The organism is Streptomyces sp. NPDC012769, assembly GCF_042901205.1.
In the GTDB taxonomy this organism is placed as follows: Bacteria; Actinomycetota; Actinomycetes; order Streptomycetales; family Streptomycetaceae; genus Streptomyces.
In genome coordinates, this window is the sequence record NZ_JBIBCP010000005.1 from 347079 (window position 1) to 364422 (window position 17344).

Annotated in this window: 11 protein-coding genes; 2 read left to right on the top strand and 9 right to left on the bottom strand. The window is 71.8% G+C overall.

Going from position 1 to position 17344, the window contains the following annotated elements; translation table 11 throughout:
- Nucleotides 1-59: 59 nt before the first annotated feature.
- On the top strand, nt 60-1883 hold the full coding sequence (gene aspS / locus ACFY7C_RS26790; RefSeq protein WP_389655062.1) for an aspartate--tRNA ligase: 1824 nt from the start codon (nt 60-62) through the stop codon (nt 1881-1883).
- Between the two features lie 69 nt (nt 1884-1952).
- Here aspS and ACFY7C_RS26795 read toward each other — a convergent pair whose 3' ends face one another.
- The 7 genes from ACFY7C_RS26795 to ACFY7C_RS26825 form a co-directional block, all read right to left on the bottom strand.
- Nucleotides 1953-2192 (bottom strand): hypothetical protein, encoded by a 240-nt coding sequence (locus tag ACFY7C_RS26795; RefSeq protein ID WP_389655064.1) that lies wholly within the window; start codon nt 2190-2192, stop codon nt 1953-1955.
- Entirely contained in the window at nt 2189-2458 is a 270-nt protein-coding gene (locus ACFY7C_RS26800; protein ID WP_389655066.1) for a hypothetical protein, read from the bottom strand. The genes ACFY7C_RS26795 and ACFY7C_RS26800 overlap by 4 nt, the downstream gene beginning before the upstream one ends.
- A gap of 119 nt (nt 2459-2577) precedes the next feature.
- A complete protein-coding gene (locus tag ACFY7C_RS26805; RefSeq protein WP_389655068.1) occupies nt 2578-2988 on the bottom strand; it encodes a hypothetical protein in 411 nt (136 codons plus the stop codon).
- A gap of 20 nt (nt 2989-3008) precedes the next feature.
- Complete coding sequence (locus ACFY7C_RS26810) at nt 3009-7643, bottom strand: putative T7SS-secreted protein (RefSeq protein WP_389655070.1); 4635 nt, start codon at nt 7641-7643, stop codon at nt 3009-3011.
- Nucleotides 7644-7646: 3 nt separating this feature from the next.
- Nucleotides 7647-8204, bottom strand: coding sequence for a hypothetical protein (locus tag ACFY7C_RS26815; protein WP_389655072.1), 558 nt, complete (start codon nt 8202-8204; stop codon nt 7647-7649).
- Between the two features lie 187 nt (nt 8205-8391).
- Nucleotides 8392-9999 carry a methionine--tRNA ligase gene (gene metG, locus ACFY7C_RS26820; RefSeq protein WP_389655074.1) on the bottom strand — a complete coding sequence of 536 codons (1608 nt, stop codon included), beginning with the start codon at nt 9997-9999 and terminating at the stop codon, nt 8392-8394.
- Nucleotides 10000-10109: 110 nt separating this feature from the next.
- Nucleotides 10110-12245: a VWA domain-containing protein gene (locus ACFY7C_RS26825; RefSeq protein WP_389655076.1), complete on the bottom strand. Its 2136-nt coding sequence runs from the start codon at nt 12243-12245 to the stop codon at nt 10110-10112.
- Between the two features lie 213 nt (nt 12246-12458).
- On the opposite strand from ACFY7C_RS26825, the gene ACFY7C_RS26830 reads away from it, so the two are divergent.
- Entirely contained in the window at nt 12459-14534 is a 2076-nt protein-coding gene (locus ACFY7C_RS26830; RefSeq protein ID WP_389655665.1) for a PhoX family protein, read from the top strand.
- A gap of 98 nt (nt 14535-14632) precedes the next feature.
- Here ACFY7C_RS26830 and ACFY7C_RS26835 read toward each other — a convergent pair whose 3' ends face one another.
- Both ACFY7C_RS26835 and ACFY7C_RS26840 read right to left on the bottom strand, forming a co-directional pair.
- Nucleotides 14633-15664 (bottom strand): hypothetical protein, encoded by a 1032-nt coding sequence (locus ACFY7C_RS26835; RefSeq protein WP_389655078.1) that lies wholly within the window; start codon nt 15662-15664, stop codon nt 14633-14635.
- 80 nt (nt 15665-15744) lie between these two features.
- Nucleotides 15745-17220 (bottom strand): APC family permease, encoded by a 1476-nt coding sequence (locus ACFY7C_RS26840; RefSeq protein WP_389655080.1) that lies wholly within the window; start codon nt 17218-17220, stop codon nt 15745-15747.
- Between the last annotated feature and the right edge of the window lie 124 nt (nt 17221-17344).

Here is a 17344-nt window from a genome sequence, read left to right on the forward strand (position 1 = left end):
GCTGGGGCGGCTGGATACATCCAGCCCCACCCCTGATCCCGAAGACTGGATGAACGACGATGCATCGGTACAGGTCCCACACCTGCGGCGAGCTCCGCGCCTCTGACGTCGGCACCGACGTCCGGCTGAGCGGCTGGCTGCACAATCGGCGCGACCTGGGCGGCATCCTCTTCATCGATCTGCGCGACCACTACGGCATCACCCAGCTCGTCGCCCGCCCCGGCACGCCGGCGGCCGAGGTCCTCGACAAGCTGACCAAGGAGACCGTCGTCCGCGTCGACGGCAAGGTCGTCTCCCGTGGCGCCGAGAACGTCAACCCCGACCTCGCCACCGGCGAGATCGAGATCGAGGCCGCCGAGGTCGAGGTGCTCGGCGCGGCCCAGCAGATCCCCTTCACCATCAACACCGACGACGGCGTCAACGAGGAGCGGCGGCTCGAGTACCGCTTCCTCGACCTGCGCCGCGAGCGCATGCACCGCAACATCATGCTGCGCTCGGCCGTGATCGCCGCGATCCGCGAGAAGATGGTGGCCCTCGGCTTCAACGAGATGGCGACCCCGATCCTCACCGCGACCTCCCCCGAGGGCGCCCGTGACTTCGTCGTCCCGTCCCGCCTCAACCCGGGCAAGTTCTACGCGCTGCCGCAGGCCCCGCAGCAGTTCAAGCAGCTGCTGATGATCTCGGGCTTCGACCGCTACTTCCAGATCGCGCCCTGCTTCCGCGACGAGGACGCCCGCGCCGACCGCTCGCCGGGCGAGTTCTACCAGCTCGACGTCGAGATGAGCTTCGTCGAGCAGGAGGACGTCTTCCAGCCGATCGAGAAGCTGATGACCGAACTCTTCACCGAGTTCGGCGGCGGCCGCGAGGTCACCTCCCCCTTCCCGCGGATCCCGTTCCGCGAGGCGATGCTCAAGTACGGCTCCGACAAGCCGGACCTGCGCGCCAAGCTGGAGCTCGTCGACGTCACCGACGTCTTCGAGGGCTCCGAGTTCAAGGCCTTCGCCGGCAAGCACGTGCGCGCCCTCGCGGTGCCGGACACGGGCGACCAGCCGCGCAAGTTCTTCGACTCGATGGGCGACTTCGCGGTCGAGCAGGGCGCGAAGGGCCTGGCCTGGGTCCGCGTCGGCGAGGAGAACGCGCTCACCGGCCCGATCGCCAAGTTCCTCACCGAGGACAACGTCAAGGCCCTCGTCGAGCGCCTCGGCCTGAAGCCCGGCCACGCCATCTTCTTCGGCGCGGGCGACTTCGACGAGGTCTCCAAGATCATGGGCGCCGTCCGCGTGGAGGCCGCCAAGCGGGCCGGCCACTTCGAGGAGGGCGTGTTCCGCTTCTGCTGGATCGTCGACTTCCCGATGTACGAGAAGGACGAGGAGACCGGCAAGATCGACTTCTCCCACAACCCCTTCTCGATGCCGCAGGGCGGCATGAAGGACCTGGAGGAGAAGGACCCGCTGGACATCCTCGCCTGGCAGTACGACATCGTCTGCAACGGCGTGGAGCTGTCCTCCGGCGCGATCCGGAACCACGAGCCCGAGATCATGCTGCGGGCCTTCGAGATCGCCGGTTACGACCGCGACACCGTGGAGCAGGAGTTCGCGGGCATGCTCCGCGCCTTCCGCTTCGGCGCCCCCCCGCACGGCGGCATCGCCCCGGGCGTCGACCGCATCGTGATGCTCCTCGCCGACGAGCCCAACATCCGCGAGACCATCGCCTTCCCGCTCAACGGCAACGCCCAGGACCTGATGATGGGCGCGCCGACGGAGCTGGACGAGTCCCGCCTGAAGGAGCTCCACATCGCCCTGCGCAAGCCGGCCGAGACCAAGGTCGTCGAGGGCGCCCGCCCGGTGACCGAGTCCGTCCACCCGGACGCGGCGCGCGGCTGACCCGCCTGACGTCTGCTCGAGGGGCCCGGAACCGTACCCGTACGGTTCCGGGCCCCTCGCCGTGCTGCTTCACCCGACGGACGCGTAGGCGGAGATCCGTGTGAGGTGCGCGATCTCCGCGACCGCACGCAGTCGCACCACGTCCGACCGGACGTCCAGCTCCACCCCGGAGCCGGCCCGACCGAGGAGGACCGGGTCGACCCCGAAGCCGTCCATCGACACCGCGTGCAGCCGGACGGACGCGAGCGCGGGCGGACGCCCGCCGTAGACCCGGTGGATGCCTTCGGCGTCGACGAGGAGCGAGGTCACGCGGGCGGGGGCGGGGCGAGGCGGGCGGCCATCAGGCGCTCCTCGTGGTCGAGGACGACCACGAGCGTGTGGTCGCCACTGCGGTGGACGATGACGAGGTCGTCCGCCCCCGGGTACCAGAGATCACCGACGGCGGAGAGCAGCCGGTCCCTGCTGAGCGCCACGGCGACCCGGTCGGCCGGCCGCACGACCCCCAACTCCGCCTCGGACACGGGCAGCAGCGCCGCCAGCTCCCCACGCAGAGCCTGGTCCGCCGAGGGCGGCAAGGGTTTCGTCGAGCAGCGCCTCGTCGTGGGTGGCGCCGAGCGCGCCGAGCGTAGAGCGGAGGTGCGGGGCATCAGTCCTGCTCCAGCAGGGGTGTGTTTGCCCGGCATGGTGGTCGTGCTCAGCCGCCGGAGTTCTCCGATTCTGCGATGAGGTCCCGCAGCGTTCGGATAATCGCATCGAAGTCGGCCAACGCCCGGATACAGAAATCCTGGTCCAGCATGGCCGACTCGACGCTCTCGTCGAAGCCGGGAGATGCGGCGGGGTTGTCGCCTCCCTCGAGAATGGCCGAGGGGGCCAGGAGCCAATTCCGGCGCGACGCATCGATTATCCAGCCCTCACTGGTCGGTGTGTCGCGCACGGCTCGCTCGATGAGTCGAAGGTGCTCCCGGCGAGCGATCTCGAACCTGACCCCGAGAAAGGGAACCTGGTAGTAACCGTAGACCGGGTGCTTTCCGCCGCTGAGACGAATCCATTGAAGGGTTCCCAGACGGTTCAGGGTCTCGCCGATCAGACGGCTGCGTTCTGACATGGGTTGAGCCGACCTCCTCGTCACCAGAGCGGTCCAGCGTAGCCGCCGTCAGTGACGATCAATTTCTTTCCGGGGTTCATGAGCCTGATGGCCCGATCATAGTCCCCGTAGGGAATCGGGTTGTCGCTCATTTCGGGATCGTAGACATATCTGCCGTCTGTGTATACGTCATGGTATCGGTATTCTTCGACCCTGGATCCCATTGCCTGTGGAATTCTTACCCAACCGTCACCGTGGGTTGTGAAATTGATTATCTTGCCGTTTCCTGAGGAGCCTTCGAGTACCCTTTCGGCGATTTCTGAACAGTCTATGCTCCCGCCTCTGGGGGCGCGGCGCATGGCCTCCGTTGCTGCTTCGTCCGGCGGGAAGGCGGGGTTGGGTTGCCTGAAGTCGAAAGGGCCGCGTCTGTTCGGGCATCCCTCGGGCGACAACCCCAGAGGGTCCGCCCACGTGTGCGGATTGTCGACGTACGTCGTGGGGTTCGGGGCCGGGGTCAGGCCCAGGGGGTCCTGGCTCAGGTACCGCGCCGACGCCGGGTCGTAGTAGCGGAAGTAGTTGTAGTGGAGGCCGGACTCCGGGTCGAAGTACTGGCCCGGGAAGCGCAGCGGGGTGTAGGCCGTGGCGTCGCGGGTCCAGGCCGTGGTGCCCCAGAGGGTGCTGCGGGCGCGCCAGGCCAGGGTGCCCGACTCGTCGACGAGTTCGGTGGGGGTGCCGATCAGGTCGGTGACGATGGCGAAGAAGCGGGTCTCGTCGGTGTCGCGGCGGTGCTCCGTCTGGGTCAGGGGGCGCAGGCCGTCGTGGTCCCAGGTGAGGGTGAGGGTCTCGGTGGACTGCTCGCACAGCGTGGTGCCGTCCCAGGTGAAGTGGACGGTCTCCGTCTCAGAGTGCTTGGCGATGCGGCGGCCCAAGGGGTCGTAGACGTACCGCCACTCCGTGCCGTCGGGAGTGGTGACCGACGTCAGGCGGTCTTCCGCGTCCCAGGTGTAGCGCCATGTGTCCGGCTTCTTCGACAGGCGGGGCTTCCGGCGGAGGGTGACCCGGCCCTGCGCGTCGTGCTCGTAGCGGATCGAGCCCGCCCGGGTGATGCGGGTGCCGGTGTACGAGCGGGGGCCCGTCGCTTCCGGTTCGCGGGGCCACTCGGCCCGCGTCTGGTTGCCGGCCTCGTCGTACGCGTACCGCTCCGTCCAGCGGCCGGCGTGCACGGCGGTCACCCGGCCCGCCGCGTCCAGGTCGAAGCGGCGCGGGCCGGCGAGCTGGTCGTCGATGCCGGTCAGGTTCCCGTCGGCCCGGTAGTGGTACGCGCGGTGCTGGACGCGGCGGCCCCAGCTCGTGACCTCGTGCGCGGTCAGCCGGCCCACCTCGTCGAAGGCGGACGTGAGGGTGGCGAAGTCGCCGACGACGCGGGCGGTTTCGCGGCCCACGGCATCGTGGGTGAACGACAGCGTCCGGCCTGATGTGGTGAGCTCGGTGCGGCGGCCGGCCGCGTCGTACGACCACGCGCTGACCGCGCCGCCCGGCGTCGTACGACCCGTCCGGCGCCCCACAGAGTCGTAAGAGAAGGTAAGGGCGCGGCCGTTGACGGTCTCCGTGAGGAGCCGGCCGTAGCGGTCGCGCAGTCGGGTGAGCGTCACGTCCGGGCTCACCGCGGCCGCCAGCTCGTCGAAGACGTCGTACTCGTACGTCGTGGCCGTGCCGTCCACGTCCTTGCGGACGACCTGACCGAGCTCGTTCCGCTCGAAGGTCACCGGCCGGCCGAGCGCGTTCGTACGACTCACCAGACGGCCCGCCGCGTCGTACGCGTAGGTCAGTGTCCGCGCGTCGAAGTCCGTCTCGGCGGCCAGGCGGCCCGCGGGGTCGTAGGTGTACTCCCACGTGAGTCCCTGCGGGTTGGTGACCCGGGTCAGTTGCAGCGCCGCGTCGTGGTCGAAGGAGTAGTGGGTCCCGTCCGGGTCGGTGCGGGAGGCGAGGACGTCGAAAGCCCCGTACGTGTAGGCCGTGGTGCCGCCGACGGGGTCCGTGTGGGTGAGGCAGTTGCCCTCGCCGTCGTACGTCCAGGACTCGACGGCCCCGTCCGGGTGGGTCCGGCGGGTGAGGCGGCCCTCGGGCGTCCACTCCAGCCGGGTCTCCGCGCCCACCGCGTCCCTGATCCGGACCGTACGGCCGAAGGCGTCGCGCTCGTACGTCGTCGTCGCTCCCAGCGGGTCGGTGACCGCGACCGGCAGGCCCCGCTCGTCCGTGCGGACGCGGGTGACGGCGCCCAGCGGGTCCGTGACGGCCGTGAGGCGTCCCCGGTCGTCGTACGAGAACACGGTGCGCCCGCCCGAGGGAGACGTCACCGACGTCCGGTTGCCCCGCTCGTCGTACGTCTGCCGGATCGTCGTGCCGTCCGCCCGCCGCACCCGGACCGGAAGGCCGAGGGCGTCGTACTCCGCCGACATGGTCCGGCCGTCGGGGCGGGTGACGGAGGTGAGCCGGCCCTCCTCGTCATAGGCGAACACGGTGGTGTGGCCCAGCGGGTCCGTGCGGGAGAGCAGCCGGCCCCGGGCGTCGTGCGTGAAGCGGGTGACCGCTCCGTCGGGGCCGGTCTCGGCGGTGATCCTGGCGCGGTCGTCCACCTGGAAGCGGGTCGTGCGGCCGAGGGCGTCCGTGAAGGTCGTCTCGCCGTCGCCCCAGGTGAAGCGGCCGGCCAGGACGCCGTCCCGGCCCGACTGGAAGACACAGCGGTCGCGCTCGTCGTAGACGTAGTCGTAGCGGTGGCCGTTGCTGTCGGTCCACGACGTGATCCGGCCCTGCTCGTCGTAGCCGAAGCACAGCGGCCGGCCGGCGGAGTCGGCGACGGAGGTCAGGTGGCCGTCGGTGTAGTCGTAGCGGCGGATCTCCTGCTCGTCCGGGTGCAGCGGCGTGCCCCGGGACCCTTCCGTGGCCAGGTACAGGGCCGTGACCCGGGATCCGTCCGTGGTCAGGCGGAGCCGGTACCCGCCGTGGTGGACGACCTCCGTGGGGGCGCCCTCCGCGTCGTAACCGAAGGTGATCCAGTTGCCGTTGCGGTCGTCGATCTGGACGAGGACGGCCTCGTCCCCCTCGGCGGTGGTCGCGAAACGGCGGACGACGCCCGTCTCCGGGTCGGTCACGGTGTACGTGTCGCCTGCGGGGCTGCGGTCCAGTGCCCAGCGGCGGATGCCGTGCGTCGGGCGCACCGGCACACCGGGTGCCGGATGCGGGTAGGCCAGGATGCTGCCGTCCTCGCACAGCTGCACCACGCCCTGGGCGTCGATCTCCAGGCGCTGGTCGAGCGTGCTCGCCCACCGGGGACCGAACCAGCGGCCCGCGCGGAAGGACGACTCGAAGTACCGGCCGAGGACCAGCGGCAGGGCCCCGGGCAGAGCCAGGTCCGTCTGGGGGAGGGTGACCCGGCCGGTGGCCATGTCGACGGGGTCGTTGCACTCCTTCTTGTCGTTCCCCTGACGCGAGGTGGGGTCCGGGGCCTCCGACTGCTGGGCGCGGGCCGTCCCCTTGCCGCCGCCGGCGGGAGGCCCGTCGGCGTTGTTCAGCCGGGTGAGGCTCTTGAGACCGCCCGCGCCCTTCGTGCCGAGAAGCTCCGGTATCAGGCGGCCCACGAACTCGCTCGGGTCGCCCTTCGCCGTCTCCCACGCGTTCTTCAGGGCACGGTCCGGGTGGGCCGCACTGGAGGCGAGACCGGCCAGTGTCATGGTGACGTTCTGGTAGAACTCGGCCGGGTGCGTCACGTTGTACGGGTCCAGCGGGTTGGTCGCGCGGAGGTAGTTCGAGAGGCCGACGACGCCCTTCGTGACGCCGCCCGCGACATGGAGCAGCTCCGTGCCCGTGCCTAGTGCGTGGTCCTTGAGGCCCATGCCGAGGCGGTCCGCGGCGGACGGCTCCGACGGGGCGTGGGCCAGAGCGGAGGCGAGGGCCGCATGCGCGCGTTCGGCGGCCTCGTCGCGCTGACGCCGGGCGTCGGCGAGCAGGTCGCGGGCACGGGCGCGGTGGGCGTCACCCGGGTCGGTGGAGGGAGCGGGTTCCGGAAGCGGACGGTCGCTGTGGAAGGCGGCCCGGTAGGCGTCGTACTGCTTCTCGTACGCGGCGGCGGCCGCCCGCGACGCGTCGTCGCCCTCCCTGTAGAGCTCGATCGCCTCGCGTGCCTTGCCCTGGGCCCAGGTCACCGTGTGCGCGTACGCCTCCAGGGCAGCGGCCGCGGCGCCGAAGGCGTCCGCCGCGCGCAGCCAGTCGGGCGGCAGCGCCCCGAACTCTTCCTGGAAGGCCCGTGCGGCCTCGCCCTTCCAGCGGTCGGAGTCCAGCCCCTTCAGGCCCTTGCCGACGCTGTCGAAGGCCGACTGGAAGTCACGGAGGTCCGTCACCGTGGCGGTGATGTCCCCGGGCTTGCCGTGGATCAGCTCGTCCGGGTCGTCGGTCTGCCCGAGCCGGGCCTCGCTCACCCCCGCCCCGAGGGAGGACGCGGCCCCGTCACCCCAGTCCTCGACCTTGTCCGCCCAGCCCTCGGCGCCCACGCGTTCCAGGCCGTCGCCGGCCACGTCCGTCGCCGCGTCGACGCCTTCGCCGATCCTGCGCTTGCCCCAGTCGATGCCGTCGCCGACGGCGTCGGCGCCCTTGTCGAACAGCCCTCCCCAGTCCGGCATGGGTCAGCGATCCCCCTGGTTCGGCTCCTGTGCGAGGCGGAACGTTCCGAGCGCTCCGTCCCGGACGTCGTACGCGGTGTCGCGCCAGGTCTGTTCCACCTCGCCCTGCGCCTGCGAGAAGGACTCCGGACTCCAGTCGGCGCCGTCGAACGGGGACTGCCGCTCGAGCTCGTCCCAGCTCTTGCCCTTGACCTCGTCCTCGGAGAGGTGGGGGTTGCCGTTGCCCGCGTTCATGACGATCTTGAACGTGTCCTTGACGTAGCGTTCCTGCTCGCCGAAGGCGCCGGCGGACAGCCCCAGCGCCGCCGTGAAGGCGTTCGCCTTCTGCATGAGGTCGCGCACTCCCCAGCCCCACCGCTCGCAGAACGTCTGCAGCTGTTCGGCCAGCCCCTGATGTCCCAGCTGCACCCCGGTCAGTGACAGCTTCGAGAAGCCCCGGCCCGTGACGGCCGACTGGCCGGTCGACAGGTCCTTGAGCTCCGCGTGCGCCTTGTCGATACCCTTCGCGATCTTTGCCAGTGCGTCGTCGGACGCCTGGAGATCCGGATCGTTCCCACTCATCGCTCACCCACCCCCCACGCACGTCCCCCCGCTCCCCCGCGGATGCGTGAACTGACGATGCTGGCAGGGCGGAGTTTCCGGTCGCAACGACGGGTCGCTTGTCTGTCATGTCGCCGGGGACGGCGAAGGCCGCCGTCCCCGGGCGGAGCGGCGGCCTTCGTTTCGTGCGTGCGGGAGGGCCCCGGCGTCAGTCCTTCTTCGGGTCCTCCAGGCGCGGGAAGAGGACCGCGCCCTTGGTGATCGTGGCGCCGGCGGGGAGCTTGCCCCAGGTGGCGGCGGACTGGACGGGCTGGGTGGCGAGGGCGCCCAGGGCGGGCTCGGCGCCCAGGGAGTCCCAGAGCTTCTGGGAGGTCTCCGGCATGACCGGGTTCAGCAGGACCGCGACCGCGCGGAGGGACTCGGCGGCCGTGTAGAGGATGGTCGCCAGGCGGGCCCGGCCCTCCTCCGACTCGTCCTTCGCGACCTTCCAGGGCTCCTGCTCCGTGATGTAGCCGTTGACCTGCTTCACGAAGTCGAAGATCGCCAGGATGCCGGCCTGGAAGTCCAGCTCCTCGCCGATCTTCTGGTCGGCGACCGCGACGGCCTTCGCCAGGCCCTCCTGGATCGCCTTCTCCGCGTCGCCGTCGGCCGTCGACGCCGGCAGCTCGCCGCCGAAGTACTTGCCGACCATCGCCGCCACGCGGGAGGCGAGGTTGCCGTAGTCGTTGGCCAGCTCGGAGGTGTAGCGGGCGGAGAAGTCCTCCCACGAGAAGGAGCCGTCCTGGCCGAACGCGATCGCCCGCAGGAAGTACCAGCGGTACGCGTCCACGCCGAAGTGCGAGGTCAGGTCCTGCGGCTTGATGCCGGTCAGGTTCGACTTCGACATCTTCTCGCCGCCGACCATCAGCCAGCCGTTCGCCGCGACCCGGCCGGGGACCGGCAGGCCCTGCGCCATCAGCATCGCCGGCCAGATCACCGCGTGGAAGCGGAGGATGTCCTTGCCGATGAGGTGGACGTTCGCCGGGAAGGTCTCGTCGAACTTCGCCTGGTCCGAGCCGTAGCCGACCGCCGTCGCGTAGTTCAGGAGCGCGTCGATCCACACGTAGATGACGTGCTTGTCGTCCCACGGGACCGGGACGCCCCAGTCGAAGGTCGAGCGGGAGATCGACAGGTCGTCGAGGCCCTGCTTGACGAAGTTCACGACCTCGTTGCGGGCCGACTCCGGCTGGATGAAGCCCGGGTTCGCCTCGTAGAACTCCAGCAGCTTCGGGCCGTAGGCGGAGAGCTTGAAGAAGTAGTTCTCCTCCTTGAGGATCTCCACCGGCTTCTTGTGGACGGCGCACAGCTTCGTGCCGTCCTCCGCCTCGATGAGGTCGCCGGGGAGCTTGTACTCCTCGCAGCCCACGCAGTACGGGCCCTCGTAGCCGCCCTTGTAGATCTCGCCCTTGTCGTACAGGTCCTGCACGAACTCCTGGACGCGGTCGGTGTGACGCTTCTGGGTGGTGCGGATGAAGTCGTCGTTCGCGATGTTCAGGTGCTCCCAGAGGGGCTTCCAGGCCTCCTCGACGAGCTTGTCGCACCACTCCTGCGGAGTGACGCCGTTCGCCTCCGCGGTGCGCATGATCTTCTGACCGTGCTCGTCCGTGCCGGTGAGGTACCACACCTTCTCGCCCCGCTGGCGGTGCCAGCGGGTGAGCACGTCGCCTGCGACGGTCGTGTAGGCGTGGCCCAGGTGAGGAGCGTCGTTGACGTAGTAGATGGGGGTCGAGACGTAGTACGCCGTCGTTCCCTGCTTCTCTGATCCAGTGGCCGCCATGGTGCGAATTTTAACGGCCGGGGAGAGCTGTCCTCACACGGTTAAAACCCGGGCCCCGGCGGTCTGCCCGCCGAGGCCCGGGTTCGGCCGGGCGTGGTCGCCCGGTGCGGTCAGAGGGACCAGTCGGCGAGCAGGCCCCGGTAGAACGCGGCGTGCGGGGTCTCGACCGGGGCCGGGCCCGCGAAGTGGACACCCGTACGAGGAGTGGCGAGCTTACGGAGGTAGTCGAAGGCCTTGGTGTCCTCCTCGCCCCACACCGTGAAGCGCCAGTGCGTCGCGTACGGGCGGTCCGCGGCCTCCGTCAGCGCCTGCGTCGCGGCCGTCTTCGACTCCGGAGCGCCGTCCGTCTGGAAGACGACGAGGGCGGGGAGGGCCGGGTCCGCGGACTTCTCGTGCAGGGCGAGGACCTCCTCGACCGCGCGGTGGTAGTTGGTGCGGCCCATCCGGCCGAGGGTCGCGTTGATCGTCTCGACGCGGTCGGGGGTGGTGGTGGCGGGCCGGAGCTCGGCGGTGCCGTCGATGTCCGTGGAGAAGAAGACGGCGGTCACGGCGGCGTCCTCCGACAGGTGCGCGGCGAGCGCCACGGTCTGCTCGGCGAGCCGCTGCACGGAACCGTCCTTGAAGTACGGCCGCATCGACCCCGACCGGTCGACCACGAGGTACACGGCCGCCCGCGCCCCCGTGAGCCCCTGCTTCTTGAGTACGGTGCCGGCCGCCTTGTAGGCGTCGGTGAGGTGCGGCGCGTCGGCCTTCAGCCGGGCGAGGGTCAGCGCGGGGCGGGCGGAGTCCGTGGCCTCGGCCTCCGGCCCGGGCTCGGCGTGGGCCGACGGCTCCGCCGGGGTGTTCGCGTCGGCCTCGACGGCGACCGGCGCCTCGGCGGCCGGCTGTTCGGCCTCGGTCGACTCCGGCTCCGTGGCCTCCGCGGGGGCCTGGGCGGCCGGCTCGTCGGCGACGACCGCGTCCGCGTCCCCCTCCGGGGTCTTGGTCTCGGTCTCGGCCGGTACGGCCTGCGGGGCGGACTCCGCCTCCGCCTCCGGCTGCGTGGCCGACTCGTCGGCGCTCGCCTCGACGGGCTCCGCCTCCGGCGCCGCCGCGGTGTCGTCGGCCGTAACGGCAGCGGTGGCCTGCGTGGAGGTGTCGTCGGGGGTCGTGGCGGCGTCGCGGGCCGCCTCCGCCTGCGCGGGCGTCTCAGCTGCCGGCTGCGCCGGGGCGGTGCCCTCCGGCGCGGTGGCGTCCGCGGCTGCCTGCGGCGTGTCACCGGCGTCCTCCGGGGACGCGTCGGCGTCTGCCTCTACGACGGCGCTCTGGGGGGTCGCCGGCGCGGTCTCCTCGTCGGCGGTAGCGGTCGCCGGTTCCCTGGCCGCGCCGCTGGCCTCCGGCTCCTCGGGCACGGCGCTGGTCTCCGTCGCAGCGGCGGACGTCGGCTCCGCCTCCTCCGCCTCCTCGGCCTTCGCCGCACTCGCGGGCTCGTCGTCTGCGGTGGTGGTCGGGGCCACCTCCTGCGCCGCGCGGGGCGCCTCGGCCGACGCGGTCTCCTTGTCAGCGGTGGCGGCCGCCGGCTCCTCGGCCACGGCGCTGGTCTCCGTCGCAGCGGCGGACGTCGGCTCCGCCTCCGCCTCCTCCGCCTCCTCGGCCTTCGCCGCACCCGCGGGGTCCGTCTCTGCTGCCTCCGCCGCGCCGCCCGGGACGGTCGTCTGCTCGTCGGCGGGCTTGGCCTCGCCCTTCGTCACAGCCACCGGGGCCGTCTCGGCCTCCGCCGCGTCGCCTGCGACGGTCGTCTGCTTGTCGGCGGGCTTGGCCTCGGTCTTCGCCGCAGCCGCAGGGGCCGTCCCTGCCTCTGCGTCCTCGGCCGCCTCGCCCGGCTCCGCCGGCGACGACGCCCGTCGGGCCGGCGGGATCTTCGGGTTGTCGAAGGCCGCCGCCACCAGGTCCGCCGCCGCGCGCTCGGCTGCCGTCTCGGACGCCTCGGACGACTCGGTGGTGGGCGCGGTGGGCGCGGTGGGCGCCGCGGTCTTCGGGGCCGTCCCGGCGCGGGTCTCCGCCGGGGCCTCCGGCGACTCCGTAGACGCCGCTCCCGCCGCTCCCGCCGTTCCCGCCGTCGCCCCGGCCGTGACCGTCTCGGTCGCCCTGGATTCCGGCGCCGGGGCATCTGCCTGGGGCGGGACGGAGGTTGCCGGAACGTCCGGTTCGGCGATGTTCGCGCGGTCGCGGCCGAATACCTTGCGCAGCAAACTCCGAATACCCACGGGAGAACCCCTTCGCATGAGTTGGGTGCGTATGCGTCCTTCATCCCTGGCCAGGGCGGACACGTAAGGTTAGCGGCCACCCTCCCTCCGCCCTACGACCCGGGCGCCCCCGGACGCCGTGCATTCATCGCGCGTTCACTCCATCGCCGCCACCGTGCAGATGTGCGCACATAACGTCGCCGCCGGACGAAAGCCGAAGCCATGGAGGACGAAGTGCGCAAACTGCTGCCGATGCTGAGCAACCACTCACACGGAGGCGGTCGTTCCGCCATGACCTGCCGGTTCCGGTGCGGGGACGCCTGTTTCCAGGAGGTGCCCAACACCAGTGACAACGAGTACGTCGGCGACGTCATAGCCGGGGCGCTCTCGCGCCGTTCCGTCATGCGGGCCGCCGCCGTCGTGACCGTCGCCTCCGCCGCGGGCGGGGCCGTCGTGCTCGGCAACGCGCCCGCCGCCGAGGCGCACGGCGCGCACCGGCCCGGGACCGGGACGAAGCCCGCGTCCAAGGCCTCCGGCGCCCGCGGCCTCCGCTTCGAGGCCGTCGCGCCCAACACCGCCGACCAGGTCACCGTGCCCGCCGGTTACTCCCAGAACGTCGTCATCCGCTGGGGCGAGCCCATCCTGCGCGGCGCGCCGGCCTTCGACGCGGAGAACCAGACCGCGCGCGCCCAGGCCGGGCAGTTCGGCTACAACAACGACTTCCTCTCCCTGCTCCCGCTGCGCGGCGAGCCGCACCGTCAGGTGCTCGTGGCCAACCACGAGTACACCGACGAGGTCCTGATGTTCCGCGGCTACGACGCCGAGAACCCGACCCGCGAGCAGGTCGAGATCGCCTGGGCCGCGCACGGCCTGTCCGTCGTGGTGGTCCAGGAGGAGCACCGCAGCGGCCGCCTCACGCCCGTCACCCGCCACCACCTCAACCGGCGCCTGCACACCACCAGCGAGTTCGAGCTGACCGGCCCGGCCGCCGGCGGCGCGCTCGTGAAGACCTCCGCCGACCCGGCCGGGCGTACCGTCCTCGGCACGCTCAACAACTGCGCCGGCGGCACCACCCCGTGGGGCACCACCCTCCACGGCGAGGAGAACTTCAACCAGTACTTCGCCAACGGCTCGAGCGCGACCGACAAGCGGTACGGCGTCGGCACCGGTGCCTCCGAGCGCAAGTGGGAGCGGTTCGACAAGCGCTTCGACCTGAAGCAGGAGCCCAACGAGGTCCACCGCTTCGGCTGGGTCGTCGAGCTCGACCCGTACGACCCCGACTCCACGCCCAGGAAGCGCACCGCGCTCGGCCGCTTCAAGCACGAGGCCGCGCAGCCGCGCCTGACCGCCGACGGCCGCCCCGTCGTCTACATGGGCGACGACGAGCGCTTCGACTACTTCTACAAGTTCGTCTCCTCGAAGCGGATGATGAAGGGCGCCTCCCGCAAGGCCCGGGAGCACAACCTCACCCTCCTCGACGAGGGCACCCTGTACGTCGCCAAGCTCACCGGCGACTCCCCGGCCGACATCGACGGCACCGGCAAGCTCCCGAACGACGCCGAGTTCGACGGCTCCGGCAGCTGGATCCCGCTCGCCACGGCCGGCCCGGACGAGGCCGTCTCGCACGTGCCCGGCATGACCGCCGAGGAGGTGTTCGTCTTCACCCGTCTCGCCGGTGACAAGGTCGGCGCCACCAAGATGGACCGCCCCGAGGACGTCGAGCCGTCCCCGCGCACCGGCCGCGTCTACGTCGCCCTCACCAACAACTCCAACCGCGGCAAGGGCACCAACCCGGGCGCCGACGAGGCCAACCCGCGCAACCTGAACAAGCACGGCCAGGTCCTGGAGCTCGCCGAGCACTGGGACGACCCGGCGAGCGACGGCTTCGCCTGGCGCCTCTTCCTCGTCGCCGGTGACCCGAACGACCCGGCCACCTACTTCGCCGGCTTCCCGAAGGAGAAGGTCAGCCCCATCTCCTGCCCGGACAACGTGGCCTTCGACCCGCACGGCAACCTGTGGATCTCCACCGACGGCAACCAGCTCGGCTCGCACGACGGCCTGTTCGGCGTCGCCACCCACGGCGAGCGTCGCGGTGAGCTCAAGCAGTTCCTGACCGTGCCGCGCGGCGCCGAGACCTGCGGACCGATCATCCAGGACCGTCGGGTCGTCGTCGCCGTCCAGCACCCGGGCGAGCTCGACGGCGCCTCCGTCGAGAAGCCTGCCTCCGTCTGGCCCGACGGGCCGGGGAAGATCGTCCGTCCCGCCGTCGTGTCGGTCTGGCGCGCCGACGGCCGCGACATCGGCGTCTGACGCGGATGCCGGGACTGGGGGTGGGTGCGTCAGCCCCGCCCCCACTCCCGTCCCCTGACCCGACGGCCACCCCCGATCACGGTGAGCGGGGGTGGCCGTCAGTCCAGCCCCCCTCCCAGTCCCTCCCTGAACCGGGTGAACTGCTCCTCCGGCGCCCCCGTGTACACCCACGGCACCCACGCCGCCCGCGCCCCGAGCAGACCCAGCACCTCCCGCGCCACTTCCGCCTGTCCGGCGTAGCAGGCTGCGTGGGCGAGGTAGTTGAGCTCCGCCACCTCCTCCGGGCGCACCGGCGAACCCGCCTCCCGGCCGCCGATCCAGCGGGCGTGGGTGCGGCGCAGCTCGGTCACCGCGAGCTCGTGCTTCCAGTGCTGGTCGAAGCCGCGCACCGGGCCCCGGCCCAGCGCGCCGTCCGCGATGTAGCGGTATTCCTCGACCCGTGCGATCTGCACCAGGATCGGCAGCGCGGAGCCGGGCGGCGCCACGCCCGCCGCGTCGCGCGCGAAGTCGTACATCGCCCCGTGGGTGCCGTGCCACCGGGCCGACCAGTAGCGCAGCACCTGCGTGTGACCTTCGGTGTTGTACGGGTCGCGGCGCCGCAACTCGTCGAACCAGTGCCGCAGTTGGCGGCGCGGCACCCCGCCCTCGTACAGCCGGGCGACCGACAGCAGGGACACCCACGGCATGGGGTCGGCGGGCGCGGCGGCGGCCGCGGCGAGACAGGCGTCGACGGAGGCGTCGATCCTGCCCCGGTCGAGCGCGGCGCCCCGGCCGGCCGCGATGGCCGCGTCGAAGACCCGTACCACCTCGGTCGCCGCCCGCAGCACCGCCGCGTCCGGGTTGCCCGGCTCGGCCGCCCGCCACGCCTCGACGGTGGAGCTGCCCGCGGCGGCGTGCGAGAGCAGCCGCAGCCGGTGGGTGCGGAGCCGCCAGTCGTCGCCGGTCGCCTCCAGCAGGTCCCGTACGCCCTGCCAGCGGCCGATGACCATGTCGTGCCGGGCCTCGGTGAGCGCCCGGTCGCCGAAGTCCGGGTCGAAGTCCGGCGTGAACCGGCCCTGTCGGGTGGCACGGGTGGAGCGGGTGGAGCGGGTGGAACGAGTCGGGCGGGACGGGCGGCGCAGCGCGGCCATCCGGGTACCTCCCTCGGGTGCGGTGTGAGTGCGGGGGTGAGCGGAGGGTCGGGGGTGAGCGAAAAGTCCAAGGGGCGGAGTCAGAAGTCGGTCGCCGGTGACTGGTCCACCCGCCGCGCGCGCGGCGAGTCGGGTGAGGCGAAGGACTCCGCGGCGGCCAGCACCCGGGCCGCGTCGAGCCGGGCCGGCCGGTAGTAGGCGCTGCCCTTGCGCCAGTACACGAGCATCGGGACGACCCCGGCGGCCAGCCCGCCCAGACCGATCGCCAGCGAGGCCGTGGTGAGCTCGCCGAGCGACTCGACGAACGCCCACAGCATGAACGCCGAGCCGAGCAGCGGCCACACCCCGCCCAGGACGAAGTCCCGTACGGAGGACAGCAGCAGACCCTTGTACGCGACGACGGCGGCGATCCCCGCGAGGGCGTAGTAGAACGCGATCTGCAGCCCGATCGCGCTCACCGCGTCGCCGAGGACCTGCTCGACCGAGCCGGCGGCGGCGGAGGCCGCGAACATGACGAGGGCGGCGGCGCCGACGACCACGACCGCCACCCACGGGGTGTTCCAGCGGCGGTGGACGGTGCCGAGCGCGGCCGGCAGGGTGCGGTCACGGCCCATGGCGAAGAGCGAGCGGGTGACCTGGATGAGGGTGGTCTCCAGAGTGGCGACGGTCGACAGCAGCACCGCCAGGACCAGCAGCTTGCCGCCGGCGCCCGGCCAGATCTCCTGCCCGAGCACGGCGAGCACGTTCGCGCCGCCCCGCTCGATCTGCTCGGCGGTCAGCAGCACGTTGACGGCGACGGTGAACGCCTCGAAGAGGAGGAAGACCACGCCGATGCCGACGAGGGCGGCGAGCCCGGCGGTGCGGCGGCTGTCGCGGGTCTCCTCGCTGAGGTTGCTGGTGACGTCCCAGCCCCAGTAGTAGAAGGCGGCGATCAGCGCGCCGGACGCGAAGCCGGGCGCGCCGCCGAAGTGGCCGAGGCCGAACCACGACCAGTCGAAGGCGGTGGCGTGCCCGCGGTGCAGCAGCGCGGCCAGCACGAAGACGACCAGGATGACCATCTCCACGCCCGACATGAGGAGTTGGGCCCGTACGGTGAGGCGCGCGCCGCCGAGGACGACGAGCAGCATCATCAGGAACCAGCCGGCGCCGACCGCGCAGGCCAGCGCCGTGTTCTCGGCGAGCTCCGGGTCGAAGAGGGAGAGCGTGAGGGAGCCGGCGGGCAGCGAGCCCGCGACCATGAAGACGGTGGCGGCGAAGACCAGGGCCCAGCCGGAGAGGAAGCCGAGGAACGGGTGGAGGGTGCGGCCCACCCAGGAGTAGCCGGCGCCGGCGTTGACGTCGATGCGCCCGAGGCGGGCGTAGGCGAGGACGATGCCGAGCATCGGTATCGCGCAGTACAGCAGCGCCGCGGGTCCGGCGAGTCCGACCGCGCCGAAGAGGACGGCGGTGGTGGCGGCGAGCGAGTACGCGGGAGCGCTGCCCGCCACGGCCATCACGATGGTGTCGAAGGTGCCGAGGGCGTTGGGCTGGAGACCTCTGCCGGGGGTAGTGCGCATGGCGGTGTCCTCGGGGCGCGGGAGGGGTGGGGGGTGTGGGGAGGGCGAGGAGGCGGGGGAGGAGGGGGGAGGGACGACGCAGGGTGAAGTGACCGTGCCACCAGGCCGTTTGTGGCCAGGGGGA